Source organism: Deinococcus psychrotolerans, from assembly GCF_003860465.1.
Classification (GTDB): Bacteria; Deinococcota; Deinococci; order Deinococcales; family Deinococcaceae; genus Deinococcus; species Deinococcus psychrotolerans.
In genome coordinates, this window is record NZ_CP034183.1 from 932,281 (window position 1) to 956,858 (window position 24,578).

Genomic DNA, 24,578 nt, shown 5'->3' on the forward strand with positions numbered 1-24,578 from the left:
AGCGGGTGAAGCTTCATCAATCCTTGCTGTGCAACCGTGCGCCTGAATCCGTATCAGCCCGCTTTACGCCGGATGCAGCCCCGCGAAACCGAGTCCGGCCCGCTCGTCCCAGCCGCGTGCGATGTTGAGCGACTGAATGGCGTGGCCCGCCGTGCCTTTGACCAAGTTGTCAATCGCCGACATCAGCACCACCCGCCCCGTGTCCACGTCGAGTTCAAAGCCGATGTCGCAAAAGTTGGTGCCGTCGAGCAACTTGGGATCGGGGTAGCGGTGAATGCCTTTTTGCATCTTGACGATGCGGATAAACGGCTCCTCGGCGTAGATCTCACGGTAAGCGCCCCACACGTCGCGCTCGGAGTAGCCGTCGGGCAGCCACGTTTGGATGGTGGTCAGAATGCCGCGCACACGGGGCGTGCTGATGGCGGTCAGGTGCAGGGGAAACCTGCCGGGCAACTCCTGAATCGCCTCGGCAGTGTGGCGATGACCGACCGGCTTATAGACCCGCAAACTGCCCTCGCGTTCGGGGTGGTGCGAGGCGTCGCTGCTGCTCGCGCCCGCCGCGCTCGAGCCGACCAGCCCGGTGGCGATGATGTCTTTGGGCAGCACCGTGCCGAGCTTGAGCAGCGGATAGAGGCCCAAAATCACTGAGGTGGCAAAGCAGCCCGCACAGGCGATGCGGGTGGCTCCCTTCAAGTCCCCTCGGTGGAGTTCGGGGTTGCCGTAGACCCACTCGCTCAGTTTTTGGGGCGCGGGGTGGGCTTCGCCGTAGTACTGGGCGTACAGTTCGGGGTCTTTGATCCGGAAATCCGCCGACAGATCAATGATGACTTGGCCCAGCGCTTCAAAGGTCTCGATCTGCTTGGCCGCCGAGTTGTGCGGCAGGGCCAGCACAATCACGTCGGCGGCCTCTAAGTCGGCCAGTTTGCGGAACTTGAGGTTGGTCAGCGAGCGCAAATTGGGATGCACCAACGGCACCGGCATTCCGGCGTTGCGCTCGGACGTGACCTGCGTGACCTTAAGGTGAGGATGCGACAGGGCAAGGCGCAAAAACTCGCCGCCCGCGTAGCCGGAGCCGCCGACGATGGCGACCGAAAGTTGTTCCGTGGCAGGCAATCCAGAAGCAGCAGGTGAAGTCATGGGCAGTAGTAAAGCATATCTGTGCTATGCAGATGGTAAGTTCGGCGGCTCAAAAGTTACCGAATGAAAATATTTTGCGGAATATTGGAGAGTGGTCTGCGGCGCAGATGATCGTCCTAGCGTCTATTGAACAGTTTCGAGTTGAAACAAATGCCCTACAGATGTCCAAATCTCAGCTCCCACCGCCCCTTCCCATGCTGCTCACCTGAGCGTCATGCAGCCCCAAAAGCACGTGCTAGACTTGCGCCCGTGTGCCGGAAAAAAGCGCCTCTCCAAACCAAAAAGGTTGGCCGAGTACCATCAAAAAAAGCCGCTCCAGCAAGAAACTGGCGCGGCTTTGGGTGGTGCACCCGATAGGACTTGAACCTATGACCTTTGGCTTCGGAGGCCAACACTCTATCCAACTGAGCTACGGGTGCAGAAGTGGCTCTAAGCCGCCGAGAAGCAGCAAAGCTCAAGTAACTTAGCATGACCACAAGGAGGAATCAAGTGAACAAAAAGGTACTCACCAGCGTCCTGCTGGGGTTTTTGGCCGTCTTACTGGTGGTGGGGCTGGTTTATCAGTTCACCCCTAACGTCGGCAGTTTGTTTGGCAAGCAGTCGAGCGGCACGCCCGCCATCACCGTGAACGGCCAGACCGTGACGGTGGAAGAAATTCAGGCGCTTCAGCGCAGCAACCCAGTGCTGAGCGCCACCACCGAAGGCATTTTGGGCGAAGACCTCAAGACGGTGGCGGTGGAAAGCCGAATCGAGAACGCGCTGCTCAAGGCCGCCAGCAGCGGCGAGAACATCAGCCGCGCCGATGTCAATGAGCAGGTCGACAAAGTCCGCAAAGGCAACAATCTCACCGACAACAAAGCTTGGGTTGACCGCCTCGCCCAAATCGGCTTTACCGACGCTTCTTACCGTGAGGAAGTGCAGTCGGGATTGGCGATTCAGAAAAAGCAGAAATCAATCGCGGACGCGGCTCCCAAAGCCACCGAGGCCCAGATCAAGCAGTTTTACAGCCTCAACAAAGATCAATTCCGAGACGAGGCCCGCATCATCGGGCGCGAAATTGTGGTGGCCGACAAAGCCAAAGCCACTGCTCTGCTGGCCCAACTCAAGGGCGGCTCGGATTTTGCAACTTTGGCCCGTGAAAACAGCACCGAATTCAAAGACCGTGGCGGCGCACTCGGCCCGGTGACGGGAGACAAACCCGCAGCAGTGACTCAGGTGGCCCTGCCGCCAGAAGTCAGCGCAGCGGCTTTTGCCCTGACCGGCGGCGGCCTGACTGACGTGATTTCCTCGGGCGGCAAGTTTTATATCGTCAAGGTGGAGGAGTTCGTGCCTGCCGCCGCCAAGTCCTACGAGAGCGTCAAAAAACAGATCACCGATCAGGTCAACCGGCTCCTTCAGACCGCCGCCGCCGAAAAGTGGTTTGACGGCCTGCGCAAAAGCGCCAAGATCGATTACCTGTTGCCCGCGTGGAAGATCAACAACCCCACCGTCGCGACCGTGGGCGGCCAAGACATCCCCTATTCGGACGTGCTGAGCGGCGTCGTCGGCAACCAGCAGTTCGCTTCGCTGCTGCAACAAGTTCCTGCCGATCAAGCGGGCAGCATGGTCAACCAGTTTCTCAAGCCCGGTATTGCCGAGCAACTCATCGAGCAGTACGCCGCGCCGACCATCGTGGCCGACAAGAAGCTGGACTTGGTGGGCAGCCGCGCCAATCTGGCTCAGCAACTTGCCCTTTACGGCTCCAAAGATGCCTCGGTTACCGACCAAGACGTGATCAAGGACTACCAACAAAACGTCGCCAAGTACACCACCAAGGCCAGTGCCACGCTCAGCGAAGCGGTGTTTACTGACCGCGCCAAAGCGCTGGCCTTCCGCCAGAGTTTTGACGGCAAGAACTTTGTGCAGGCGGCCAGCAAAGCCGGAGGCACCGTCTCGGAGCGCGGCAGCGTCACGGCGGGCGACGCGGCGCTGAATCCCGCTTTGTCCAAAGCCGTGTTCGACACCTCCAGCTTGCGTCCCGCCGGTGAAGGCAGCGTCAGCGACGTGATCGAGAATGGCAAGACGTACAGCGTGGCCTACGTCACCGATCTGGTGCGGGCCAACATCAAGCCGCTCAAAGAAGTGGACGCGGTGATTCGCTCGCAACTGCTGGCCCAGAAGCGGGCCGAAGCGGGGCAAGCGTACATCAAAGCCCAGATGAAAGACATCAAGGTGGACAACAAGCTCAGCGCCGTGCTGGCCGCCCAAGAAAAGCGGATCGCGGCGGCTGCACCTAAGCCTGCTACACCCGCCACACCACCTGTCACGACCACACCTGTGACCACGCCGCCCACCGCGAGCGGTACTGAGCCGGCCAAGACGCCTGCGACCACAACCCCCGCTCCTGACTCCACCAGCACGCCCACCAAGCCCTAAGCCCACTCAACCAAAAAACCGTGAGGAGCCAAGACTTGAGGCTCCTCACGGTTTTTTGCTAGCGGAAATGAAAGTGCTAAGCCCGAACTTCCACTCCCTTCCAAAACGCCACATGGTCTTTGATTTGTTTGGCGGCGTCTTTGGGCTGAGGGTAGTACCAAGCGGCGTCGGGGTTGCTTTTGCCATCCACTGACAAGCCGTAGTAGCTCGCAGTACCTTTCCAGGGGCAAACGCTGTGGGTTTCGCTGGGCGTCAGAAAGTCTGCTTTAACGCTGCTGAGCGGGAAATACTGATTGCCTTCTACCACTACCGTGTCATCACTCTCGGCGATGACTTGACCGTTCCAAATGGCTTTCATGCCTTCACTCTAAAAGCTGCTGAGCGCTGAGTGTGTCTTGAAGCTGACGTTCAGCGCCTGCTCTTTATGGTTTGGCGGGGCGCTCCACCACGTCTGGAAATTCTTTGGCGGGCGCAAAAGGCAGCAGTTTGGCGAGATTTAATTTGAAGCTGAGCGCTGATCTGCTTCCAAGTTGCAAACGATAAACCCCTTTGATATAGGAGTTCAGGCCCACCTGATCGCCCACACGCAGGCGCTCTAAATCACTCAGGGCCACCCACGCCCCACGGGTCTCTCCGCTGCCCAGCATTCGCACCGGCAACGTGCTGCTGTCTGGGCCGAGCTGCACAGTGACGCTGCGCGGCGTTTGGACTTGGATTTGAGCGCCGAGCGCTCCCACGACTTCCGGCAGCGGCAACACGATTTGACCTCGGTCGGCGCGTGCTTTGGCTCCAGCGGAAAGAGCAAGCGCGGCAGGATCAGCTGTAGGCGCTGGCGGCTTCGGAGCAGGCACTACCGGGGCCGGAGTAGCAGGCGGAGCGGCCACCACAGGCTTGGCGGCGGGCGGAGCAGTGGGGACGGGTAGGGTTGGTTTTGAAGCCACTGGAGCGGGAGAGGGCTGCGGCTTGGCCGTGATTGGTGAAGGGGCGATTGGCGGGGCTGCGGTTGACGGGGCGGCAGGCTTCGGGGCTGGCTGCGGCGCGACTGGCGGCTTGGGCGCAGGCTGCTGATTCACAGGCTGTTGGGCAATCAGCGCTTGCTGGGCGATCAGAGCCAGCGCTTTTTGGGCAGCGGGGCGCTTGAGGGCCGTCAGCGCGGCGGCTTCGGTGCTGCTTGGAGGGCGGCCATAGCCAGCCGCCACACTGCGGTAGTACGTCCACGGGCCGTCCGCGAGGGGCGGCTGATTGGCGATGGCGTCGAGCTTGCCACTGGCCGTAGAAAAATACAGCGTCCCCGCCGAGCTGACATTCACGCTGGTGTCGATCCGCTCACCGGTTTTGAGCGTCCACATCGCTTTGCCGCCCTCGCCAATGGCGTGCAAGGTGCCGCTCATATCGCCGACGACCACCGCGCCGCCCACCAACTCGGCGGCTGGGGCTGCGACGGCCGCGCCTGCCGGATACACCCAGACGTCTTGTCCGGCCTCGTTCAGGGCGTAAACATTACCGTCGTAACTGCCCACCACCACCAAACCTTTTGAAGTAATGATCGGGCTGGCATTGACAAACGAAGCGGTGGCCCGCGTCCAACGCAACTCGCCACCGGGGGTCAAGCTGTAGATTTTCTTGTCGCCAGAACCGAAATAGAGATTGCCCGCCGCGTCCAGAGCGGGGCTGCCAAATACGGTGCTGCCGGTGCGGAAGCGCCATTTGAGTTGTCCATCTGTGGTCAGCGCCACCACCTGATTGCCCTGCGTACCAAAGTAGATGCTGCCATCTACAGCGACGATGGGGCTGCTGTAAATGGGAGAGCCGACTTTGTATTTCCAAAGCTGTCCGCCCTGGCTGTTCAGGGCATAAACCGTGCCGCCGCTGCTGGCCACCACGATGCTTCCGTCGGCCCTCAGCGCGGGTGAGGCATACAGATCACCGTCAAAACGCACATTCCAGAGCTTCTTGCCGCTGGCATCGATGGCGTACAGGTTATCGTCGTAGGCCACCGCCAGCGTGACGCCGGACGGAGTAATGACCGGCGCGGCGCGGCCAATGTCGCCTAGAGCGAAGGCCCATTTTTCTTGCCCAGTGCTGTCTAAGCGGTGCAACTTGGCGTCTGAGCCGATCAGCACGACGTCGCCGTTGTCGGCCACGCTTAGAGCACCGAGGGCCTTAATGTTCTTTGACCAGGTGATGGAGGGAGCTGCGCCTGCGGAAGGTGTTTGAGCAAAGCCTGCTGAGAAAGAGGCGCACAGAAGCGAGAAAAACAGTGAACGTTGGGCAAATGAAGCGAGCGGCAAAATGGATTCTCCTTTACATTCTCTTAAAGCAAGGCTCAAGAGCGGGTTAAGTCGTAGACGTCCTGCACATTAGCGTCTTAAGATGCGTGTTGATATGAAAAAGATTCTCATTTTGACAGCGTTTGCTCTGGCAGGATTGGCCAGCGCACAAGACACCGCTCCAGCTGATCCGGCCATGTCGGATTCGATGACCATGACGGCCAGCGACCACTTCAACCGCGCCAGCGAACTCGCGGTGCAGGCTGACGTGGCTTATCCCGCCGCCTTCTATGACCGTACCCTTTGGAAAGGAGCGGTAGATCAGGCTTACATCGCTTCCACCATGAGCACCGACCGTGCGTACGGAGCTTACTTGGCGCAGCTTTACACTAAGACCCAGTGGTGGATCAACGCCTACAACGCTTGGTCAAACCTCAATGACCTGAGCGACACCGAAAAGCAGTGGGCCTCGCTCAGCGCCGCCAAACTGGCTTACATCGCCCTACAGCGCGGCGATAAGGAAACGGCCATGACTTACGTACAGGCCGGAATGGACTGGGCCGATTCGCAGAGCCTGCAAGACATCATGAAGCGCTTGCAGTAAACCTGATCAAAGCAAAGGCCCTCAGAAGTCAACTCTTCTGAGGGCCTTTTTCGTGAATTCTCAGGTCATCGGCTTGGCTTCTTCCTCAGCGAGGACCCGTTCAATTCTGCGATCTGGAATGACCCACAGCAGAGTATTCCCGATAATGATTATTCCTGACAAAACAGTACCGAAGAATCCAAAAAAAGGCACTACGACGGCAATCAAATATAACGCTGTCGAAATTTTCCCTTTGCTGTCGTTGCCAATGGCTCTCAGCAAAAGTCCATTGCTAGAGTCAGCATTGATAATTCGGTATTGTAAAATGACATAAGCAAGGCCACAGATAAGCAAATCAAGAGCGTAAATGCTCATTGGAACGGCTGAAAAGTGAGTCTCTCCCGCCCAGGCAGTCATGAAGGGCAGCAACGAAAGCCAGAACAGGAGATGGAGATTGGCCCACATCACATTACCATTGATGCGCTTAACGGTGTGCAGCATGTGGTGGTGGTTGTTCCAGTAGATGCCGACGTAAATAAAACTCACCACATAAGCCAAAAACTTGGGCCAGTCCCTGAATAAATCGCTCAGTTCGTGGCCTTCCGGAGGTTTGAGTTCCAGCACCATGATCGTGATGATAATGGCCAGCACGCCGTCCGAAAATGCCTCTAATCTTGTTTTACCCATCAGCAGTCCATCTTTTCCCCTGATACCTACAAGCAAAAAAACAGCCAGCTCCACACCGGAGGCTGACTGTCCAAGCGTTCAGTTGTAGTTTAGGCTGCGCCGACCTTTTTGGCAATGATGCCTTCGATGTACTTGACGACGCTTTGCAGTGGCACGCGCCCCAGCACATCTTCCAAGAAAGCGGTGACCAGCATTTTTTCGGCCAGCTCTTTGTTGATGCCGCGTGAGCGCAAAAAGAAAAGCTGCTCCTGATCCACTGGGCCGGTGGTCGAGCCGTGCGAGCAGCGCACATCGTTGGCGTTGATTTCCAGCTGCGGCACGCTGAAGTTTTGGGCTTCGCTGCTGAGCATCATGGTGCGGTGCTTTTGGTACGCGTCGGTTTTTTGTGCGCCCAAGTCCACTTTGATCATGCCGCTGAACACGCCCACGCTTTGATCGTCGCTGACGCCTTTGTAGAGCAAATCGGAGTAAGCGTTGGGAGCGGCGTGGTGCTGGAGGGTGTAGTGATCGAAATGCTGGTCTTCGTTGGCAAAGTAGAGCGCCAGCATTTCGCTGCTTGAGCCTTGCCCGCGCAGGTGGCTCTGCATTTCGGTGCGGCTGAGGGTGCCGCCCATCGTGACCACGAGGCTGTTGAGGGTGGAATCACGGCCCACGTCGCCGCGCTGGCGCTGAATGTGGGTGACGCCCTTGCCCCAGTTCTGAATGCTGACGTAGCGCAGGCGAGCGCCGTCTTTGACCACCAGTTCCACCGCGCCGATGGCGTAGGTGCCGGGCAAGTCTTCACTGTCTTGCTCGTCAATGAATGTCACTTGGGCGTTTTCTTCGGCCACCACCAGGGTGCGGGTGGCGGTGTAGGTGCCGGCCTCGCTCATCACGCGAAACGACCCGAGCGGAAGCTCGACTTCTACGCCACGCGGCACGTACACGAACGCGCCGTTGGTCCACAGGGCCGCCGCCAGAGCGCTGAACTTGCCCTCGCTGGGATCGGGTGATTTGCTGGGTGTGGTACCGGGCGCGGCGATGGTGGTATCGTCCGGCACTTCGGCGGGAACCACACTGTAGAGGTACTGCTGAACTTTGTCGGGGTACTGCTCCACCGCCGTTTTGAGATCGGTGAAGATCACGCCTTTGGCGCTCAGCTCGGCGGGCAACTCTGTGCGGTACACCACGTCGGGGCCGTCCATCACCAAGAATGCGCCCACGTCGGTGCTGCTCAGGCGTTCGCGCACGCTGGCGGGCAAGGCCGAGAGATCGGCGACCATGTCGCGCTTGGGATGCGGGCGCAGCTTGGCGAAGTCGATGGTGACTTGGGTGTACTTCCAGGCTTCCACGCCGCTGTGAGGCACTTCGAGCGTGTCGAAAAGGTCGAAGCTGGCCTTGCGCTTGGCATTGAGCCAGTCGGGGCCGGTGTGGGCAGCGAGTTGGTCAGAGAATGGGGAATTGGTCATGCGGTGGGGTTCTCCTTTTGCCAGTCCACTGTGTCGAGATTGGGAGTCCGGTCAAAATGTCTAATTTTTTGAACAGCTTAAAGATAAGGATCAGATCAACCCATGAACGATTCGACTTCAATAATAAAGCCAACCGGAGTATTGAAGTAAAACGTCAGCCGCCCATGATTTTCGTAAGGAGCTTGAACCTGATGGCCGCCTGCTGTGAGTTGAGCGTGAACGGCCCGCACTTGCTCCGGCGTGTCTTGCAAAAAACCGATATGAAAGACTTTAGGGTAACTCACGTCTTTGCTTTTGAAGACAGAAATGAGTGAGCCGTCATCGTCATGCAGGAAAGTCATGTTGTCGTTTCTGGGCATTCCTTCGGCCTGCTTAAGACCAAAGAAACGCTCAAAGATCTCGACAGCGGCGGGAACGTCAGTAACGCCTAGGTTGATGTGGTTGAGTTTCAATTTTATCTTCTCTCTTTCGGTGAAGCTCCGTCCGAGATTCCTAGAAACTCAGCCGCCGTCCCGACGATTTAATTTGACGATAGAAACCGAACTACGAACAGATCAAGCCCTCGTTCATGAAGACTTCAGCAGTTTTAGCCAAGCCATAAGCGCCTTGAACGGCACTCGCCAAATCACGGGTCGAATTTCCTGCTTTGAATCTCTCATAAGAAGCACGATTGACAAAGACTCGGCAAGTTGCCGTCTGTCCATCATCTAATGAGAAAATTTCAAAAGCTTCGATACACCTTCTGGCATCAGCACTCGGATTCTCAGTATCTTTGACTTGCAAAGCCACTTCACGTCTTGGGTAACTTTCGCCAATATCTTGAAGAGCATAGACCTGATAGGTAAGCCTAAAGAAAGTGCGCTTCAAGATGTTCGGATCAAAAGTAATAGCAAGCACCGACCATACTAGAAAAACAAATCCAAAGATAATTTTGGCAAGTAGGGTCAGTGCTGGTTTCAATTATCCGACGCTGCCTTCCATTTCCAATTCAATCAACCGGTTCAACTCTACGGCGTACTCAAGTGGCAATTCCTTAGCAATCGGCTCAATAAAGCCGCGCACGATGAGGCCCGCCGCCTGGTCTTTGCTGAGGCCGCGACTTTGCAGGTAAAGAATCTGCTCGTCATTGATTTTGGAGACGGTGGCTTCGTGACCCACACGGGCGTCCTTTTCCTCAATCTCGATGTAAGGATAGGTGTCGGTGCGGGCTTCCTCGTCGAGCAAGAGGGCGTCGCACTCCACGTTGGTTTTGCTGCCCTTCGCGCCTTCATAAATCTTGACCAAGCCACGGTAAGAAGAGCGGCCCGAATCTTTGCTGATCGACTTGCTGACAATCGTGCCGCTGGTGTTGGGCGCAAAGTGGACGATCTTGCCGCCCGCATCTTGGTGCTGGCCGCGTCCCGCCATCGCAATGCTCAAGATCTCGCCGCGTGCGCCTTCTTCCAGGAGGTAGCAAGCCGGGTACTTCATGGTGACTTTGCTGCCGAGGTTGCCGTCGACCCACTCCATCACGCCGTTGCCGTACACGGCGGCCCGCTGCGTGACAAGGTTGTAAACGTTGTGCGACCAGTTTTGAATGGTGCTGTAGCGGAAGCGTGCGCCTTCCTTGACCACGATTTCAATGACGCCCGAGTGGAAGCTGTCGGCATTGTAAGCAGGCGCAGTGCAGCCCTCGATGTAATGGGCCTGAGCGCCTTCATCAATGATAATCAGCGTGCGCTCAAACTGACCGCTGCTCTCGGCATTGATGCGGAAGTAGGTTTGCAGTGGGATGTCCACTTTGACGCCTTTGGGGACATAGACAAAGCTGCCGCCACTCCAAACCGCAGAGTTGATGGCCGCGAACTTGTTGTCTTCCGGCGGAATAATGGTGGCGAAATGCTCACGGAAGAGCTCAGGGTATTCTTTGAGGCCGTCTTCAATGCTTAAAAAGACCACGCCTAACTTTTCCCATTCTTCTTTGAGGTTGTGGTACACCATTTCCGATTCGTACTGTGCGCCCACACCGGCCAGCATAGCCCGCTCGGCTTCGGGAATGCCCAATCGCTCGAAGGTCTTTTTCACGTCCTCGGGTACATCGTCCCACGAGCGGCTGTTGAAGCCTTCGGGTTTGATGTAGTAATAAATTTCATCGAGGTTGAGGCCGCTCAAATCCGCGCCCCAAGTCGGCATCGGCTTGCTGTAGAAGATGTCCAATGCTTTGAGGCGGAAGTCCAGCATCCACTGGGGTTCGTCTTTGGTCTTGCTGATCATTTCGACGACTTCGCGGCTCAGACCCTTGGGCGCTTTGAAGGCGTACTTCTCAGGATTGCTCCAACCGTACTCATAGTCGGTGTTGATGTCATTGACTGCGGGATTAATGGTCATTTGAACTCCTTAGAGTTTATAGATGGTGCGGGCAGCGAGGCGAAACGGCTCAGGCTGTGGCCAATTCCTTGACCCACTCGTAGCCCTGCGAATCCAGCTTCTTGGCGAGTTCGGGGCCGCCCGACTGCACCACTTTGCCGTTCACGATGATGTGGACTTTGTCGGGGACGATGTAATCGAGCAGGCGCTGGTAGTGGGTAATGATCAGGCCGCCGAGATTTTCGCCGCGCATCGAGTTGACGCCTCTGGCCACGATCTTGAGGGCGTCCACGTCGAGGCCCGAGTCGGTTTCGTCCATGATGATGTAGGTGGGGTCGAGCATCAGCATCTGCAAAATTTCGTTGCGCTTTTTCTCGCCGCCCGAAAAGCCCGCGTTGAGGTAGCGCTCCACGATGCTCTCGTCCCATTCCAGCGTTTTGAGGGCGGCCAGCAACTTGTTGTAAAACTCGCTGAAGCTGACTTCCTCGCCCTCGGCTTTGCGGGCCTGCATGGCGAGGCGCAAGAAATTGGCGATGGTCACGCCCGGAATTTCGACCGGATACTGGAAGGCCAAAAAGAGGCCGAGACGGGCGCGTTCGTCGGGTTCCATCTCCAGAATGTTCTGGCCGTCGACCAGGATTTCGCCTTCAGTGACGGTGTACTCGGGGTCACCGACGATGACTTTGGCGAGGGTGCTCTTGCCGTTGCCGTTCGGCCCCATCACGGCGTGCAGCTCGCCGCGCGGAACGATCAGGTCGATGCCCTTGAGGATTTGCAAGTCCCCGACGCAAGCGTGCAGGTTGCGGATCTCGATTTGATGCGGGGCGTTCTGGTGCGGACTGGTGGTATCTTCGGTCATAACTCTCCTTGGGATGTGGGGCTGCTTTTAGGAATCATTCCTACTTACTGCCTCATTCTAACGGCTCAGCACCCCTAAAGTCGAGTGGTTTAGTGCGGATTCGGGAAGCTCCAAGATGAGAAGGCCGAGGCATTTTTCACGCTTGCCATAGACGGCTATGCTAAGAGGTAAAGGGTGAATGTCCTTTCCCTGATTCAGGCCGCTGGGCCGCTGCTGTGGGTGTTGTTGGCGCTGTCGATCTACACCATCTACCTGACGACGCTGCGGGTCTTAGAACTCTCCAGACTGGGTCAGGATTCTGCTTCTGCGGCCCTGATCGAGCGCACGCGGGCCGTGACTGCCGAGTCGGGCGGAGCGGCGGCACTGGCCGAAATTGATTATTCGGGTTTGCAGACCCCCACCGCCAATGTCCTGCGGGCTGGACTCGCCAGAGCCGACCGGGGCATTGACGCCGCGCAGGCCGCCATGAACGGAGCCATCTTGCAAGAAGACGCCCGGTTGTACGCGGGCATCAGTGCGCTGGGCACGGTGGCCCAGATCGCGCCGCTGATCGGGCTACTCGGCACCGTGATCGGAATGGTGCGCTCGTTTATCGTCTTTTCGCAGACCACCGCGCCCACGCCTTCGCAGCTCGCCACCGGCATCAGCGAAGCGCTGATCAATACGGCAGGCGGCCTGATCGTGGCGATTGTGGCGTACGTGGCTCGCAACGCCCTGCGCTCCCGCGCCGACCGAATCGCGGCGGGGGCCGAGCGGGTGCGCGAGGAACTTCCGGCTTGGTTGAGCGTGGTGGTGCCCACTGCGCCCGTGCGGGCCGCTCCCGCCCGTCCGGCGGCCCAGACCAACGCCCAAGCCGCGCCGATTGCTCCGCTGGAATTTACCTTCGAGGGCAGCAAAACTCCATGAAGCGGATTCCGGCCACTGCAACAACTCCTAAAACACAGAAGGCCCAGCCCTCACCGGAAGCCTTATGAGACGCCGCTTCCGGGAAGAGCAGCCGCTGACTTTTGATTTTGCGCCGATGGTAGACATTGTGCTGCTGCTGCTGATTTTCTTCTTTTTGACCAGCAACCTGAATGCCCGCCAAAACGCTTTGCCGCTGGACTTGCCCCGCGCTTCGCAGACGGTGCAGCAAACCCCCGAATTGCCGGTGGTCAGCTTGGAGCGATCCGGCAAGCTGTACCTCAACGGCAAAGAAACCACCCTGACCAAGTTGGGCGCTCAGTTAAAGCCCCTGCTTCAGGTGTCGGGCGGCACAGTAGGCCTGCGGGCCGATGAAAAAGGCAATTACGGCGGCGTGGTGCAGGTGATGGACGTGATCAAGAAAGCCGGCGGCGAGCGCCTGGCCCTCGGCACCAAGACCGGGAGCAAATAAGCGCCGTGAAGACTGCCGCACTTTTCCGGACTTCGTCGCCAGTTTTGCACCAAAGGAGTCGGCCTTGACCGTTCGAGTGTTGCCACCTGACAACGCTGACCGGGCGCGGGCGCTGGGCGTCACTCTCATTGTTCACGCGGCCTTGCTGCTGGGCATTTTGGCGCTGCGCCCCCCAGCCCCCACCCGCTCGCTGACTCCGCCGGACTTGAGCCGCGCTCCGCTGGAAGTGGTGACGCTGGCTCCCGAAGTCCTGACGCCCACGCAACCCGTCACGCCGCCCGCGACAATCAAAACGCCGCCCAAAACGGTGGTTCAGCCCACCCCCAAGACGCCGCTCAAGACCCAAACGCTGAAACCCGAGCCGCCCAAGCCCGTGGTGGTGCAGCCGCCCAAACCAGTCGTACCCGTGCCCAGACCAACCGCAGTAACGCCTCCAGTGGTTAAGCCTCCGGTTGCCACGCCGCCCAAACCTACGCCCCAGAAGTCAGCCACGCCGGAAACGGCCGCGCCCAAAACGCCAACAGCGCAAACGACGCCCACACCCACCACGCAGCCACAAGAGCAGCCCAAAGTTCCCACCGAGACGGCCCGCACCGCGCCCACCCAGACGCCAACGACCAACCCGACGCCGACGCCCTCCCCTACTCCCACGCCGCAGGCCACCCCTACACCGCAAGCGACCCCCACTCCACAAGCGACACTGACGCCGCCCAGCGACGTACCCACCACCCAGCCGACGCCGGAATCGAGGCCAGCGCAGACGCCAACGCCGCAGGCCACTCTCACCGAGCCTTCGCGCACGCCGAGCGATCAGCCGACGCCGTCTCCAACGCCCAGCCCCACACCCGCACCTGTTCAAAATCAGGCGGCGCAGGTAGAAACGCCCACGTCAGTCGCGCCCACCAGCCGCGAGGTGCAGCCCAACGCCGCAGCGCCCGACGCGCCCGCGCCGCCCACGCCGACGGCCGCCGCTGCACCCGCTCCCGATCCCGCCCCGATCACTTCTCTGCCCAGACGCGAGGACGCCGCCGCCCCCACCCAGCAAACCGAAGCGGCACGCGGCGGCGGCGCGGCGGGCGACCCTGGCACGCAAGCGGCAGCGCCCGCCCGCCGAAGTGAGAGCGCCGCCAGCAATGCGCCCACCACCAACGAGATTGCTCAGGCCGCGCCGAGGGCAGGCCGAGCAGCGACGGCTGCGCCCGCTCCCGCCGCGCCCGTCTCACCGCGCCCGCAGATTTCTGCCAGCGACATTCCCGCTGCGCCGGCCCGCAATACCAGTCCGGTGGCCACCCGGCCCAGCGAAACGCCCAGCCAAGCGCCAGCGCCCGCACGCGGAAGCAGCGGCGGCCAAGCCTCGGCCAGTCCGGCCCCAGAGACGGCCGTGCGCCCGAGTGGGAATGCCAGTAATGCGGCAGGCAGCACCGCCACGCCCGAAGCCACCCGGCCCACCGGCGGCAGCAACAGCGGAGCACAGAGCGGCGCGAGTCCGATCACGGCCCGGCCTGGCGTTGGCAGCAGTTCGGGAGCGCAAAATGCCGCCAGCGGCGAAGCGGCAACCCCAGCAGGCGGCAGCGGCGCTGCGGCGGCCAACACCCCCGGCGCGGACAGCACCGCGCCCGCACGCGGCACGCCTGGCAGCAATGGCGTGAGCGCCGCCGCTCCTGCTGCGCCCCGCGAATCGGCAGGCGGCAGCACCGGAAGCGGCGCAGGTGGCAGCCCCGCTGTCGGTGAAGTGGCAGGCCGTCCAGCGGGCGGCGGCGGGCGGGTCGGCGCTCCGCAGCCTGCCGGTGACGCCGAAGGCAGGCAAGTTGGAGGCAACCCCGATACCTACGGCGGGCCTTCAGCGGGCCAAACCGACGGCATCGCCAGCGGCGGCGGGCGGGCCAGCGGCGCAGGCGGCGACGGCGCGGGCAATGAGAACAAAGCCCTGCTCTGCACCGTTGCGGTTGACGTGCGCGGCCTGGATAAACGCTTTGAGCGGGCGCAGACCAGTTTTGTCTTCGACCAGAACGGCAATCAACTCTGGCCCGACGCCGAGCTGATTAAAGGCGTCAGTTCACAGCTCGTCAACGAAGGCAACTTGCACACCTACCTGACTGCCGAGGGCCAGATCAGCCAATTTAAGAATGTCACCCGCATTCGGGCCGTCAGGGTGCAGGCCACCAAGTTCGCGCCGAAGAGCAGCTACATCACCGACGCGGTACTCGACGCGGCAGGCGCAGCGGCCTTCAGATCGGCGGGTCAGGCGTGCCGCTTGGCTTATCTCAAGGACTAGAGCGCAAGTCTCAAACCCGCTCCCTTGAGGTCAGTTCTGCGTCATTTTGAAGCACTAAATAGATAGTTAGTTCAGACACTCTTCCCCAAAACTCCACTTGACTCAACAGCTCAACGAGGTAATCCATGCGTAAAACGTCTCTCGGTCTGGTTCTGCTCACCGCCCTCACTTCTGGCCCCGCGCTGGCTTGGGTGCCCAAGCTCGAAGACCAAAGCGCCAAAACCGTGATCGACAGCGCGTATGGCCGCCGCGCCACTGTGCCCACCTTTTACACCCTTGACCTGAGCGTGGACGGCGGCAAATTCAAAGCGCCCGACGGCAGCGTCAAGGTGTACGACGGCGGCGACACTTGCCTGAGCAGTTGGCTGGCCAACCCCACCGATTTTGCTCAGGGCAGCCGGGTGGGCAGCTTGACGCTCAGCGGTCAGGCCGACCAGCTCTTGTTTGCGGCCCAGGACGCCCGTGATAACTTCAAAAACATGACCTCCGCCAGCGCCCTGAGCAGCTTTGGAGTGGGCGTCTTGCCGGACGGCACCAACGATTACGGAGCCAAGTTGCCTGCGCCCGCTGCCACCCCCGCTCCAGGCTCTTCGCCCTCTCTGCCTGACGGTCAGCTCAGAATTGACGTCTCGGTCAGGGGGCTGAGCGATTTGCAGCAGCGCAGCGCCTATCAGGTACGTCTCAAAGGGCCGGACGGCAAACTGCTCGCGCCCACTCGCTTCAGCTTCGTCAACGACTGGAAAGCTGGAGCCGACGGGAAGCAGGCCGGAACGTTGGTGTATTACTTCGAGCCGCTCAAAGCGGGCCTGAACGCCAACGCCAAAGTGGATTTGTTGATCCGCAACGAGCAGGGCAGCTGCGCCTACGACTTTATTTTGGACTTGAGCAAGTTCAGCTAAACGCGAAGCAGCAGCACCAACAGCAGCGCCCACCAACTTATTTAGGTGGGCGCTGCTACCGTATTGGCGTTCCTTATTTTTTCCACAAGCCGTGTGGCACACGCCGCCCGCCCACCTGCCGCAGACTGAAAGCATGAAAGTTTATATCGGCACTGGCGGCTACACCAACGAAGATTGGATCGGCGAGGACTTGCTCTACCCACCCGGCACCAAGCAGACCGATTTCCTGAGTATTTATGCTCAGCACTTCGACGCCGTAGAACTCAACTCCAGCTTTTACGGCATTCCCGGCCTCAAGGCTTTCGAGGGCATGGCCAAGCGCTCGGCGGGCCGCACCCGCATGGCCGTCAAGCTCAACAAGGTTTTTACCCACGACCAAACGCCCCAAGACAGCGACTTTGACCGGATGCTGCAAAGCCCCGAGCCGCTGCGTGAAGCGGGCATCATGGGGCCGTATCTGGCTCAGTTTCCCTACCGCTTTCACCGCACGCCGCAGAACCGCAAATACCTGCAGGCGCTGGCCGAGCGCTTTGCCGGACACGAGCTGGCCGTGGAATTTCGCCACCAGAGCTGGGACAAACCCGAGGTGCGCGAGGGCCTGCGCGAATTTGGCTTGATCTGGGTCAGCCCCGATTATCCGCCGGTCGCGGGCGTGCCGGAGCCGAGCCTGCACGTCACGGCGGACGTGGCCTACTTGCGGCTGCACGGGCGCAACAGCGGCAATTGGTGGAGCGGGGAGAGCGCCGCTGAGCGCCACGATTACCGCTATACCCAAGCTGAAATGGACGAATGGGCCGCCAAAGTCGCTTTTGTGGACGGCGAGGTGGACGAACTCTACGTATTTTTTGAGAACACTACAAAAGGCCACGCCCTCAAAAATATCCCAATGCTGCGCCAAGCGCTGATTGCGCAGGGCATTGCCGTTACTGAACCAAAGCCGTTGCAAGACAGCTTACTTTGAGTCTTCATACGTTGCTGACTTGACCTAAAGAAACTGTTGAATGATTTCCCAAAAAATCTCAGAAAAAGAGGTGATTCCTCAAACATCCAACGACTCAAATATGGTGTTGTACAGCAAAAAATCATCTTCATTTTTTCTTGAATGGAGGGACTCTTGTCTCCAAAGATGAAAGAAAGATTGGTATTGGATGGGTTTCCAAAGTGTGTCAGAACCGTTACGGTTGGTCTGACTGTACGGCGGCCAAACGCGTCACCGGCAGGCGGTTGTCTTATGAAATGCCTTTCATCTCACAAAGGCGAAGCGAAATTTCGGCAACTCAACCTCAGTTCTCTTTTGAATGAATTGGACTGAATTTTTAAGGAGATACACATGACCAATCGGGATTTTCTTTCGCATCGTTTGAGCTGGCGCGGCATCTTTGCTGGTTTGGTGGTGGGCTTGGTGGTTCAGCTGACCCTCATCGCCCTCGGCACAGCCATTACCGCAGTCACCGGCATCACCTTGTCGGGCGTGGGCATTGCCGCCGTCATTTGGCTGGCCATCAGCGTCCTGATCGCGGCTTACGCAGCAGGCTTGGTCGCCGTGCGGGCCAGCGCTCCGTCTACCGTTGACGGCACACCCGGCATCGCCGCCATGACCAAAGATGACGCCACCCTGACCGGCCTGGTCACCGGCAGCTTGTTGGTCTTGCTGGGCAGCTTGCTCGGCTACAACGCGCTCAGCTCCGCCACCGGCGCGGCGACCAGCGCCCTCGGCAGCTTGGCCAGCGCTGTGCCGGGACTGGCCAGCTCCGCCACCAACGCCGCCAATCAAGCCGCCCAAACACCTCAGGGCCAAAACATTATCGGCAACTTCAGCCAGTCGGACGTGGAAAACCTGATCGCGCAGGCCAGCCCCGACCTCAACCAGCAGCAGGTCAGCGCCGCTGGCAACGTGGTCACGGGTATCGTGAGCCGCGCCGCCAACGACCTGGGCGACTTGACCAGCGTCAATAACGTCGGCGACTTCGTGACCAAGCGCACCGACGCCATCAAAAAAGCCTTGACCGGCGATCAGTTCGTGACCCGTTTGCAGCGTCAGGGCCTGAGCCAAGCGCAGGCCGCCGAAGTGCAGACCTCAATCAATGACGGCATCACCGCCGCCGAGAAGCAGGCCGCTGCCACCGCCGCCGCCACCGAGCGGATCGCACGCAGCGCCGCCAACACCGCCGGTTGGGGCTGGCTGCTGGCCGCTGGCCTGACCTTGTTGCTGGCCATCACTGGCGCACGCAGCGCAGCAGGCGGTGGCCGCACCGTTACGCCCCGCTAACCACAGCGTCAGCATTTAAGTTCAGATTAAAGAAGGGCGGAGGCTAAGGCTTCCGCTCTTTTGCTGTGGCTAGGCACTGCGCTCAGTCTCATTTTTGCCTTGCCCTTCTTTTTGCGCCAGACTACCTTCATGCGGCAAAACATTCGGGGCACTTCCCCCTGGGAAGACGTGGTGGGCTACTCACGGGCGGTGCGGGTCGGTCATCACGTCAGCGTGGCGGGCACGACGGCCACTGTGGGCGGCCAAGTGGTGCATCTTGGCGACCCGGCGGGCCAAACCCGCGTCATCTTGGAGATCATTCGCTCGGCCCTCGAACAAGCCGGAGCAAGCTTAAGTGACGTGGTGCGAACCCGCATTTACCTCACCGACATTTCGCGCTGGGCGGAAGTGGGGCGCGTTCACGGCGAAGTATTCGGCGCTATTCGCCCCGCCGCCAGCATGGTGCAGGTCGCCGCGCTGATTGACCCACAGCATCTGGTCGAAATTGAAGCAGACGCAGTGATCGGGGCAGGGCTGTGAGCGCCGTCCTCGGGTATGGCTTGGCAGCAGTGGGCAGGCCCGCTTACATCAACGTGGGCCACGCGGCTGACTTTGCAGGGGGCCGCAGCGTAGACGATCTGCGGCGGCGCACCCACACCCTGCTCGACGCCGCCTGGGAAGCGGGCCTGCGGTATTTCGACGCGGCCCGCTCGTATGGCCTGGCCGAGGTCTTTTTGGGCGAGTGGCTGGCGGCGCATCCGGATCGGCGCGGGGAGTTGCTGATCGGCTCCAAATGGGGCTACCGCTATGTGGGCGAGTGGCGCATGGACGCCGCACAGCACGAAATCAAAGACCATTCGCTCACCACTTTTGAGCAGCAGTGGCCGGAAACCCTGGCGGCGCTGGGCGGGCCGCCAGATTTGTACTTCATTCACAGCGTCACGCCGGACAGTCCGGCCCTGAAGGACGCAGCCTTGCTTGACCGTTTGGCGCAGCTCGGTGAGCGGGGCGTCACGGTGGGCTTATCGGTCAGTGGGCCGCAACAAGCCCAGACTTTGCGGGCCGCTTTGGCGCTGGGCGGGCCATTCGGCGCGGTGCAGGCCACTTGGAACGTGCTGGAGCGCTCTGCCGAAGACGCCCTCAGCGAAGCCAAGGCGGCGGGCTGGCGGGTGGTGATCAAAGAAGCGCTGGCCAACGGGAGGCTGGCCGCACCAGCGCCGCCCGCACTGCGCGACCTCGCCGAGCAGCAAGCTTTTACGCCTGACGCGCTGGCACTGGCCGCCGCTTTGGCGCGTCCCTGGGCAGAGGTGGTGCTGAGCGGCGCGAGTACACGGGCGCAGCTTGAAAGCAACCTCAGTGCATTGCAGCTAATCGAAGCCGAATTCTCAGCGCTGGAGACGCTGCGTGAACCCGCCGAAGCGTACTGGCAAACCCGCTCGCAGCTCCGCTGGAATTGACACTCGTCGGCCCTTTCTTCTATACTCCCTGAGCTTGTCTGTGTCACTCGTTGATCTCGGCAGCCCGCCAGTGTAGCTCAGGGGTAGAGCAACTGATTCGTAATCAGTAGGTCGTCAGTTCGAATCTGACCTCTGGCTCCAAGAAAAAAGCCCGCCTAGTGCGGGTTTTTCGTTTCTAGACTCTCCAGACAGTCGCTCAAAATCGGGTCATGTGCATAACGCGTGCGTAACCGGAGATTCCAGCCAGTCATTCAGGTTGACTGCCCACGCCGCTTTCTCGGATTGGTAGACCGTCCGGTAAATACTCAGCGTGAAGGCGACGGTAGCGTGGCCGAGCTGCTTGCTCACCACCTCAGCCGGAACACCATGGCGCAGGCTGAGCGAAGCGTAGGTGTGGCGCAGGCCATGAATACTCAGTGTACGGATTCCAGCAGCGGTGCAGATGCGGGCCATGTCGCGGCGCAGGTTGTTGGGGACTGGGGTGCCGCCGTGGATGTTGGTGAACACCTGGCCCGAGGGTTGCCACTTCTCCCCCATCACCTTTGCCATCAGCGCTTGGTGGGCTTACTGCTCTTGCAACAGCTTCACAGCGTCCGGCGAGATGTGGACGGTGCGGCGTGAGTTCTGGGTTTTGGGCGTGCCAGTTCTCAGCTTGCCGCTACCTCCGGCGTCACTGACTGTTTCCCTGACCTGCGCCGTGCGCTTGGCCAGATTGACGTCAACCCAGCACATTCACGCCCCTCTCAGTCGTGTAGTGCATGGTCAGGAGAACAGTACAGCCCAAGGAGGACACCGAGCATGCATAGATCACACCGGTTTTTACAGACCCGTTTCTTGAGAACCCTGGCACTTGGCCTGCTGCTCAGCGCCCCGGCCCAGGCCACACAGTACGTGGTCAAGACGACCTACAACAGCTCGCAGCCCAACTTGTTCCGCCTTTCCCTGAATGGGCGAACGGTCACGCTGATCAACAACGACTCCAGCACCGTGGATCTGACGCCACTGGTCAAAGCGGGCAAGAACACCCTGACCATCGAGTCCACCCCCGGCAAGAACACCAATCAGTTCAGTAAGAGCGAGCTGACGCTCGGTGCGGGCGAGAACGGGAAATGGCGCACCCTTTACAAGCAAGAGGTGGGTAAGGGGTCCACGGCAGGCCGCACCGAGTACGCCTTTGTGGCGACCCCTGATTCGTCTCCCAAAGCGGGGCCAGTCAGCGTGAGCGCGAAGTTCAACAGTAACCAGCTCGCCGAATTTAAGGTGACACTCAACGGTCAGGCCGTCACGACGCTGACCGCCAACGGCAACGCGGATTTGACGCCGTTTCTGAAGCCGGGCAAGAACTTGCTGACGGTCAAGTACAAACGGGGCAAGAACAAGAATCAATTCTCCCAGAGTGTGCTGACGGTGGGTCAGCAGTACGGCGACCAATGGAACCCGCTGGTCAAGTGGGCTGTGGGCGTCTCTGACCCGGCCAGTGGCAGCTTCACCTTCCCGATTTACCACTAGCCGGGCGTCTGGTTCTCAGATGAACTGACGGCCTTCGAATATGGAGCGGGGGACTTTGATCTGCCTCCACTGGCGTATCCGATGCAGATATTGGGCACCGAGGTCGAACCGTTCGCGCAGGAGTTGGCCCGCGGCCACGAACGGCTCGACCAGGCGGTGGCCGCTGCTTATGGTTAGGAGTGGCCTCTCTCCGAAGACGAGGTGCTCTCGCGGCGGCTGGCGCTGAATCTGGAACAAGCATCCTGACGTAAGTCAACACCAACGCCCCCGCCCTCGCTGATGCTAGTGGCGGAGGCCTTTTTTGTTGTACTAACTTTATAGTTGCTCTGAATGGTTCTCGTCATTAGCGGGAGTTCAAGCCGACAAGCAAATCTGTATAGACGATGCAGTCCATCTTAAGAGCGATAGCATATTCTAGGCTGGCTTCCGCAAAGAAGGCAGCTTTATGATTCAAGCGGATTTCATATTGAACCAGCAGATGGAGACGCATTCTGTTTTGTTGTACTGGACGATAAGTTTCAATGCCCCCTCAAAATTTGTCGGGCACCGAGTGGGAGATGATTCGTGCCTCAGGGTAGCAGTATAAGGACAAACGCCAGAATCTTTTATAAGATTCTGACATTTTTATTTATATATTGCGAATTTTCTTAATTCCGTTTGAGGTAAAAACTAAATTGTAGCCGTACAAGTCGATTTTACTCCATCTTTCTCAGCATCAACCTGAATATCATAGGTGCTGTTAAAACCATATTTAAATTCTAGACTTCTGTAACTCTCTGCGTTGGAAGTCACACTCCAAATAAGCAGCGGAAACTGTGAGTCTTTATCGAAATAGGTTCTATCTTGATTATTGTAACTGTATGAATAATTCAATTTTGCAGTAGAGTAATCATAACTGTTATCAGATTTGATAATCAATTTACACACATCACCGCCTGCCGTCTTGCCAACTAGTGTACCAGCGAGACAACGGGAAGCTGCCGGATCACTGGAGCCTGACAAATTGGCACAGCCAGCCAGCTGGGCGCGAGTTATAGTCGTTCCCGCTCCTGCGTTCGGCCCAGAACCTCCGCCGGAGCCTCCGCCGGGATTTCCACCACCGCCAGGGCTACCGCCGCCACCACCACAGGCCGAAAGGAGGAGCGAAGCACCAACCAGTCCAATTGTAAATTTTGACATCCCCAGTTTTATAACGCTCAGATGAACCGAGAATGCGAGTCATCTCTCAAAATGAGTGTTTAGGCACGAAGATGGTAAGCGTGCGCGGTGCGGGCCTGACTGGCAGCGTTGAACCAGCCGAGGTCTTCAATGATCTCGCCGATGATGGTGTTGATAAGCTAGGCGCGGGGTATGGATCAAGGATAAAGCAAGCAAAAACCGCCCGGTGAGGGGCGTCAGCCTCTGGTCTACGATCCTGAAAAAACTGGGCCTGAAGATTGTAATCGTGCCAGAATCAAAAAGTTAGGCATGGGAGAAAAGGATGAGCAGGCCTATCGCACGGGGAATGAAGCGTCTGCCATTCGTGTTACTGGGTTTAGCTTGCTTGATTAAAGCGATAGTAGAATGGCATTCAAGTGGTACAGATCATGACTTGCTGGGCCACAGCCTCATCAGTGGGTTGATGGGCACGTCTTTGATCGGCGCAAGTATGAGACAGCGCAAGCCATTCACTGTCGTACATATGATCTGGGCAGCATTTGTGCTCGTTGAAGTCTTTGTGAAAAGATTGTTGGTCTTCTAGAACAGATTATAGAGATGGCGTGTCATCTATCAAATGAGAGCTATCCACAGCCTGAGCATAGGCCTGTGAACAACTTATAGCGTGCGTAATAAGCAAATAGACAGGAAGGAAAAGCAGTGGGAAACATCGACACGAGTACAGCCAAAAACACCGTCCTAGAGGGAATATCTCTAAGAGAAGCAGAAAGCAAATGAGAGATGGACTGGCGATTCGTAATCAGTAGGTCGTCAGTTCGAATCTGATCTCTGGCTCCAAGACAATATCGACGAAAAAAAGCCCGCGCTAGCACAGGTCTTCTCGTTTCTATTTCTGCCCTAGATACTGTCACTGTGGCTGTCAGACGACGCTTTGTACAGCGGAGCACTCGGTAGCAGCACCGAGCCGAGCTTGGCCTCCAACTCTTTTGACCAGGGCTGACCGTACTCTGAAATCTCAAACGCTTCAGCAAAGCGCACCCGAGCCGCGTGAGCTTCACCGTAACGGGTCGCCAGTTGCGGTCTCAGGCGCTCAGCCAGGCGCTGATCGGTCTCTAAATAGGTGCTTTGAAGCCAGGACTGCCGGGCCGCCGCATCTGGCAAGACGGGCTCGACTTGGCCCGACGCGAAGGGCAACCATTCGTAGACCTGTGAAGCGTGGGCGTCCAGCATCTGAAGTTTTTGCTCAATCACTGAGCCGATGTCGATGACCAGATCCGGCTTAAAGGGTATGGGCCGCTGAAAATCGTCGTACAGGTAGCCGATCACCGGTTTTTGCCGGAGTGCGGGTGTAAGCGCCCGGATGTTAGGAACTTTGGTCAAATACGAGGCGTCCAAGACCAATTGTGCCGTAGCGCGGTGGTCGGGGTGGTAATCGCCCAGCCGGTGGGTCAAGATCAAGTCGGGGGCAATGAGCCGGATGATGTCCACCAGCTCCCAACGGTTGGCAAGGTTGGGTTCGAGTTCGCCGTCGTGATGATCGAGCACAAGGTAATCAAGCTGCATCAGTTCGGCAACGGCACGCGTTTCGGCAAGTCGTCGCTGCGCCAGTGGGCCGCCGCCTTCACGGTGGTGCCCAGCGTCGCCGTTGGTCATGGAGACGAACGTGACTTGGTGTCCGGCTCGGCGGCACAGCGCCGCAAGTCCACCGGCACCAAATTCGCAGTCATCTGGATGCGCTCCGATTACAAGGAGGGAAAACGGAAAAAAATCAGACATCAAGTTTGCTCATGGTTTAAGCTCCAAAACTAGAGAGCGACCCGGCTGGAATTAAAACGCCATAGGTTTCAGGGCTCTTCAGAGACTGATCTCATTTGGCCAAGCGTAAGACATCCACTTCTTGGTCACACCACCA

At 58.9% G+C, this 24,578-nt stretch carries 24 protein-coding genes and 2 tRNA genes; 12 read left to right on the forward strand and 14 right to left on the reverse strand.

The features are described 5' to 3' along the window. Positions 1–63: 63 nt before the first annotated feature. Complete coding sequence (gene argC / locus EHF33_RS04575) at positions 64–1,137, reverse strand: N-acetyl-gamma-glutamyl-phosphate reductase (protein ID WP_124868285.1); 1,074 nt, start codon at positions 1,135–1,137, stop codon at positions 64–66. A 342-nt stretch (positions 1,138–1,479) separates the two neighbouring features. Then, positions 1,480–1,556 (reverse strand) — tRNA-Arg (locus tag EHF33_RS04580). A gap of 70 nt (positions 1,557–1,626) precedes the next feature. On the opposite strand from EHF33_RS04580, the gene EHF33_RS04585 reads away from it, so the two are divergent. After that, on the forward strand, positions 1,627–3,552 hold the full coding sequence (locus tag EHF33_RS04585; RefSeq protein WP_124868287.1) for a peptidyl-prolyl cis-trans isomerase: 1,926 nt from the start codon (positions 1,627–1,629) through the stop codon (positions 3,550–3,552). 76 nt (positions 3,553–3,628) lie between these two features. Here EHF33_RS04585 and EHF33_RS04590 read toward each other — a convergent pair whose 3' ends face one another. Next, the gene (locus EHF33_RS04590; RefSeq protein WP_124868289.1) at positions 3,629–3,910 is read right to left on the reverse strand and encodes a DUF427 domain-containing protein; all 282 of its coding nucleotides are present in this window, start codon (positions 3,908–3,910) and stop codon (positions 3,629–3,631) included. 64 nt (positions 3,911–3,974) lie between these two features. Further along, the gene (locus EHF33_RS04595; protein ID WP_164473407.1) at positions 3,975–5,696 is read right to left on the reverse strand and encodes an outer membrane protein assembly factor BamB family protein; all 1,722 of its coding nucleotides are present in this window, start codon (positions 5,694–5,696) and stop codon (positions 3,975–3,977) included. Between the two features lie 241 nt (positions 5,697–5,937). Between EHF33_RS04595 and EHF33_RS04600 the strand changes: the two genes are divergently transcribed. Next, a complete protein-coding gene (locus tag EHF33_RS04600) occupies positions 5,938–6,426 on the forward strand; it encodes a hypothetical protein (RefSeq protein WP_143720335.1) in 489 nt (162 codons plus the stop codon). Between the two features lie 60 nt (positions 6,427–6,486). Here the strand turns inward: EHF33_RS04600 and EHF33_RS04605 are convergent, their stop codons facing one another. From EHF33_RS04605 to sufC, 6 genes are all read right to left on the reverse strand, one after another. Then, the gene (locus EHF33_RS04605) at positions 6,487–7,146 is read right to left on the reverse strand and encodes a TMEM175 family protein (RefSeq protein WP_241191260.1); all 660 of its coding nucleotides are present in this window, start codon (positions 7,144–7,146) and stop codon (positions 6,487–6,489) included. Between the two features lie 35 nt (positions 7,147–7,181). Continuing rightward, the gene (gene sufD, locus EHF33_RS04610; RefSeq protein ID WP_124868295.1) at positions 7,182–8,540 is read right to left on the reverse strand and encodes a Fe-S cluster assembly protein SufD; all 1,359 of its coding nucleotides are present in this window, start codon (positions 8,538–8,540) and stop codon (positions 7,182–7,184) included. Between the two features lie 95 nt (positions 8,541–8,635). Beyond that, positions 8,636–8,992, reverse strand: coding sequence for a VOC family protein (locus EHF33_RS04615; RefSeq protein WP_124868297.1), 357 nt, complete (start codon positions 8,990–8,992; stop codon positions 8,636–8,638). Positions 8,993–9,083: 91 nt separating this feature from the next. Next, complete coding sequence (locus tag EHF33_RS04620; protein ID WP_124868299.1) at positions 9,084–9,500, reverse strand: hypothetical protein; 417 nt, start codon at positions 9,498–9,500, stop codon at positions 9,084–9,086. Beyond that, positions 9,501–10,907, reverse strand: coding sequence for a Fe-S cluster assembly protein SufB (sufB, locus tag EHF33_RS04625; protein WP_124868301.1), 1,407 nt, complete (start codon positions 10,905–10,907; stop codon positions 9,501–9,503). A gap of 49 nt (positions 10,908–10,956) precedes the next feature. Next, the gene (gene sufC / locus EHF33_RS04630) at positions 10,957–11,745 is read right to left on the reverse strand and encodes a Fe-S cluster assembly ATPase SufC (protein ID WP_124868303.1); all 789 of its coding nucleotides are present in this window, start codon (positions 11,743–11,745) and stop codon (positions 10,957–10,959) included. Between the two features lie 174 nt (positions 11,746–11,919). Between sufC and EHF33_RS04635 the strand changes: the two genes are divergently transcribed. The 9 genes from EHF33_RS04635 (at position 11,920) to EHF33_RS04675 (ending at position 20,140) form a co-directional block, all read left to right on the forward strand. Then, the gene (locus EHF33_RS04635; protein ID WP_124868305.1) at positions 11,920–12,651 is read left to right on the forward strand and encodes a MotA/TolQ/ExbB proton channel family protein; all 732 of its coding nucleotides are present in this window, start codon (positions 11,920–11,922) and stop codon (positions 12,649–12,651) included. A gap of 64 nt (positions 12,652–12,715) precedes the next feature. Next, positions 12,716–13,120 (forward strand): ExbD/TolR family protein, encoded by a 405-nt coding sequence (locus EHF33_RS04640; protein WP_124868307.1) that lies wholly within the window; start codon positions 12,716–12,718, stop codon positions 13,118–13,120. A gap of 64 nt (positions 13,121–13,184) precedes the next feature. Continuing rightward, entirely contained in the window at positions 13,185–15,395 is a 2,211-nt protein-coding gene (locus tag EHF33_RS04645) for a hypothetical protein (RefSeq protein ID WP_124868309.1), read from the forward strand. 125 nt (positions 15,396–15,520) lie between these two features. After that, the gene (locus EHF33_RS04650) at positions 15,521–16,294 is read left to right on the forward strand and encodes a hypothetical protein (RefSeq protein ID WP_124868311.1); all 774 of its coding nucleotides are present in this window, start codon (positions 15,521–15,523) and stop codon (positions 16,292–16,294) included. Between the two features lie 133 nt (positions 16,295–16,427). Next, entirely contained in the window at positions 16,428–17,255 is an 828-nt protein-coding gene (locus tag EHF33_RS04655; RefSeq protein ID WP_124868313.1) for a DUF72 domain-containing protein, read from the forward strand. A gap of 369 nt (positions 17,256–17,624) precedes the next feature. Beyond that, positions 17,625–18,563: a hypothetical protein gene (locus EHF33_RS04660; protein ID WP_124868315.1), complete on the forward strand. Its 939-nt coding sequence runs from the start codon at positions 17,625–17,627 to the stop codon at positions 18,561–18,563. Between the two features lie 129 nt (positions 18,564–18,692). Then, positions 18,693–19,082: a RidA family protein gene (locus EHF33_RS04665; protein WP_124868317.1), complete on the forward strand. Its 390-nt coding sequence runs from the start codon at positions 18,693–18,695 to the stop codon at positions 19,080–19,082. After that, positions 19,079–19,999, forward strand: a complete 921-nt coding sequence (locus tag EHF33_RS04670) for an aldo/keto reductase (protein WP_124868319.1) — start codon at positions 19,079–19,081, stop codon at positions 19,997–19,999. Before EHF33_RS04665 ends, EHF33_RS04670 begins: the two co-directional genes overlap by 4 nt. 66 nt (positions 20,000–20,065) lie before the next feature. After that, positions 20,066–20,140 (forward strand) — tRNA-Thr (locus tag EHF33_RS04675). Positions 20,141–20,206: 66 nt separating this feature from the next. Here EHF33_RS04675 and EHF33_RS04680 read toward each other — a convergent pair. Both EHF33_RS04680 and EHF33_RS21040 read right to left on the reverse strand, forming a co-directional pair. Then, positions 20,207–20,548: a tyrosine-type recombinase/integrase gene (locus tag EHF33_RS04680; protein WP_124868321.1), complete on the reverse strand. Its 342-nt coding sequence runs from the start codon at positions 20,546–20,548 to the stop codon at positions 20,207–20,209. A 15-nt stretch (positions 20,549–20,563) separates the two neighbouring features. Further along, positions 20,564–20,731, reverse strand: a complete 168-nt coding sequence (locus EHF33_RS21040) for a site-specific integrase (RefSeq protein ID WP_164473408.1) — start codon at positions 20,729–20,731, stop codon at positions 20,564–20,566. Positions 20,732–20,797: 66 nt separating this feature from the next. On the opposite strand from EHF33_RS21040, the gene EHF33_RS04685 reads away from it, so the two are divergent. Next, complete coding sequence (locus EHF33_RS04685; RefSeq protein WP_124868323.1) at positions 20,798–21,508, forward strand: hypothetical protein; 711 nt, start codon at positions 20,798–20,800, stop codon at positions 21,506–21,508. A gap of 669 nt (positions 21,509–22,177) precedes the next feature. Here the strand turns inward: EHF33_RS04685 and EHF33_RS04690 are convergent. Together EHF33_RS04690 and EHF33_RS04695 are read right to left on the reverse strand one after the other, a co-directional pair. Continuing rightward, positions 22,178–22,687: a hypothetical protein gene (locus EHF33_RS04690; protein ID WP_124868325.1), complete on the reverse strand. Its 510-nt coding sequence runs from the start codon at positions 22,685–22,687 to the stop codon at positions 22,178–22,180. 876 nt (positions 22,688–23,563) lie between these two features. Continuing rightward, entirely contained in the window at positions 23,564–24,442 is an 879-nt protein-coding gene (locus tag EHF33_RS04695; protein ID WP_124868327.1) for a PIG-L deacetylase family protein, read from the reverse strand. Between the last annotated feature and the right edge of the window lie 136 nt (positions 24,443–24,578).

What these genes read in the sequence shown, in the direction of transcription:
- EHF33_RS04640 (WP_124868307.1), top strand. Translation starts at nt 12,716, where the DNA reads ATGAGACGCCGCTTCCGGGAAGAGCAGCCGCTGACTTTTGATTTTGCG.
- EHF33_RS04650 (WP_124868311.1), top strand. Translation starts at nt 15,521, where the DNA reads ATGCGTAAAACGTCTCTCGGTCTGGTTCTGCTCACCGCCCTCACTTCT.
- EHF33_RS04655 (WP_124868313.1), top strand. Translation starts at nt 16,428, where the DNA reads ATGAAAGTTTATATCGGCACTGGCGGCTACACCAACGAAGATTGGATC.
- EHF33_RS04680 (WP_124868321.1), bottom strand. Translation starts at nt 20,548, where the DNA reads ATGGCAAAGGTGATGGGGGAGAAGTGGCAACCCTCGGGCCAGGTGTTC.
- EHF33_RS04590 (WP_124868289.1), bottom strand. Translation starts at nt 3,910, where the DNA reads ATGAAAGCCATTTGGAACGGTCAAGTCATCGCCGAGAGTGATGACACG.
- EHF33_RS04600 (WP_143720335.1), top strand. Translation starts at nt 5,938, where the DNA reads ATGAAAAAGATTCTCATTTTGACAGCGTTTGCTCTGGCAGGATTGGCC.
- EHF33_RS04690 (WP_124868325.1), bottom strand. Translation starts at nt 22,687, where the DNA reads ATGTCAAAATTTACAATTGGACTGGTTGGTGCTTCGCTCCTCCTTTCG.
- EHF33_RS04665 (WP_124868317.1), top strand. Translation starts at nt 18,693, where the DNA reads ATGCGGCAAAACATTCGGGGCACTTCCCCCTGGGAAGACGTGGTGGGC.
- argC (WP_124868285.1), bottom strand. Translation starts at nt 1,137, where the DNA reads ATGACTTCACCTGCTGCTTCTGGATTGCCTGCCACGGAACAACTTTCG.
- EHF33_RS04695 (WP_124868327.1), bottom strand. Translation starts at nt 24,442, where the DNA reads ATGTCTGATTTTTTTCCGTTTTCCCTCCTTGTAATCGGAGCGCATCCA.
- sufC (WP_124868303.1), bottom strand. Translation starts at nt 11,745, where the DNA reads ATGACCGAAGATACCACCAGTCCGCACCAGAACGCCCCGCATCAAATC.
- EHF33_RS04660 (WP_124868315.1), top strand. Translation starts at nt 17,625, where the DNA reads ATGACCAATCGGGATTTTCTTTCGCATCGTTTGAGCTGGCGCGGCATC.
- EHF33_RS21040 (WP_164473408.1), bottom strand. Translation starts at nt 20,731, where the DNA reads ATGTGCTGGGTTGACGTCAATCTGGCCAAGCGCACGGCGCAGGTCAGG.
- sufB (WP_124868301.1), bottom strand. Translation starts at nt 10,907, where the DNA reads ATGACCATTAATCCCGCAGTCAATGACATCAACACCGACTATGAGTAC.
- sufD (WP_124868295.1), bottom strand. Translation starts at nt 8,540, where the DNA reads ATGACCAATTCCCCATTCTCTGACCAACTCGCTGCCCACACCGGCCCC.
- EHF33_RS04685 (WP_124868323.1), top strand. Translation starts at nt 20,798, where the DNA reads ATGCATAGATCACACCGGTTTTTACAGACCCGTTTCTTGAGAACCCTG.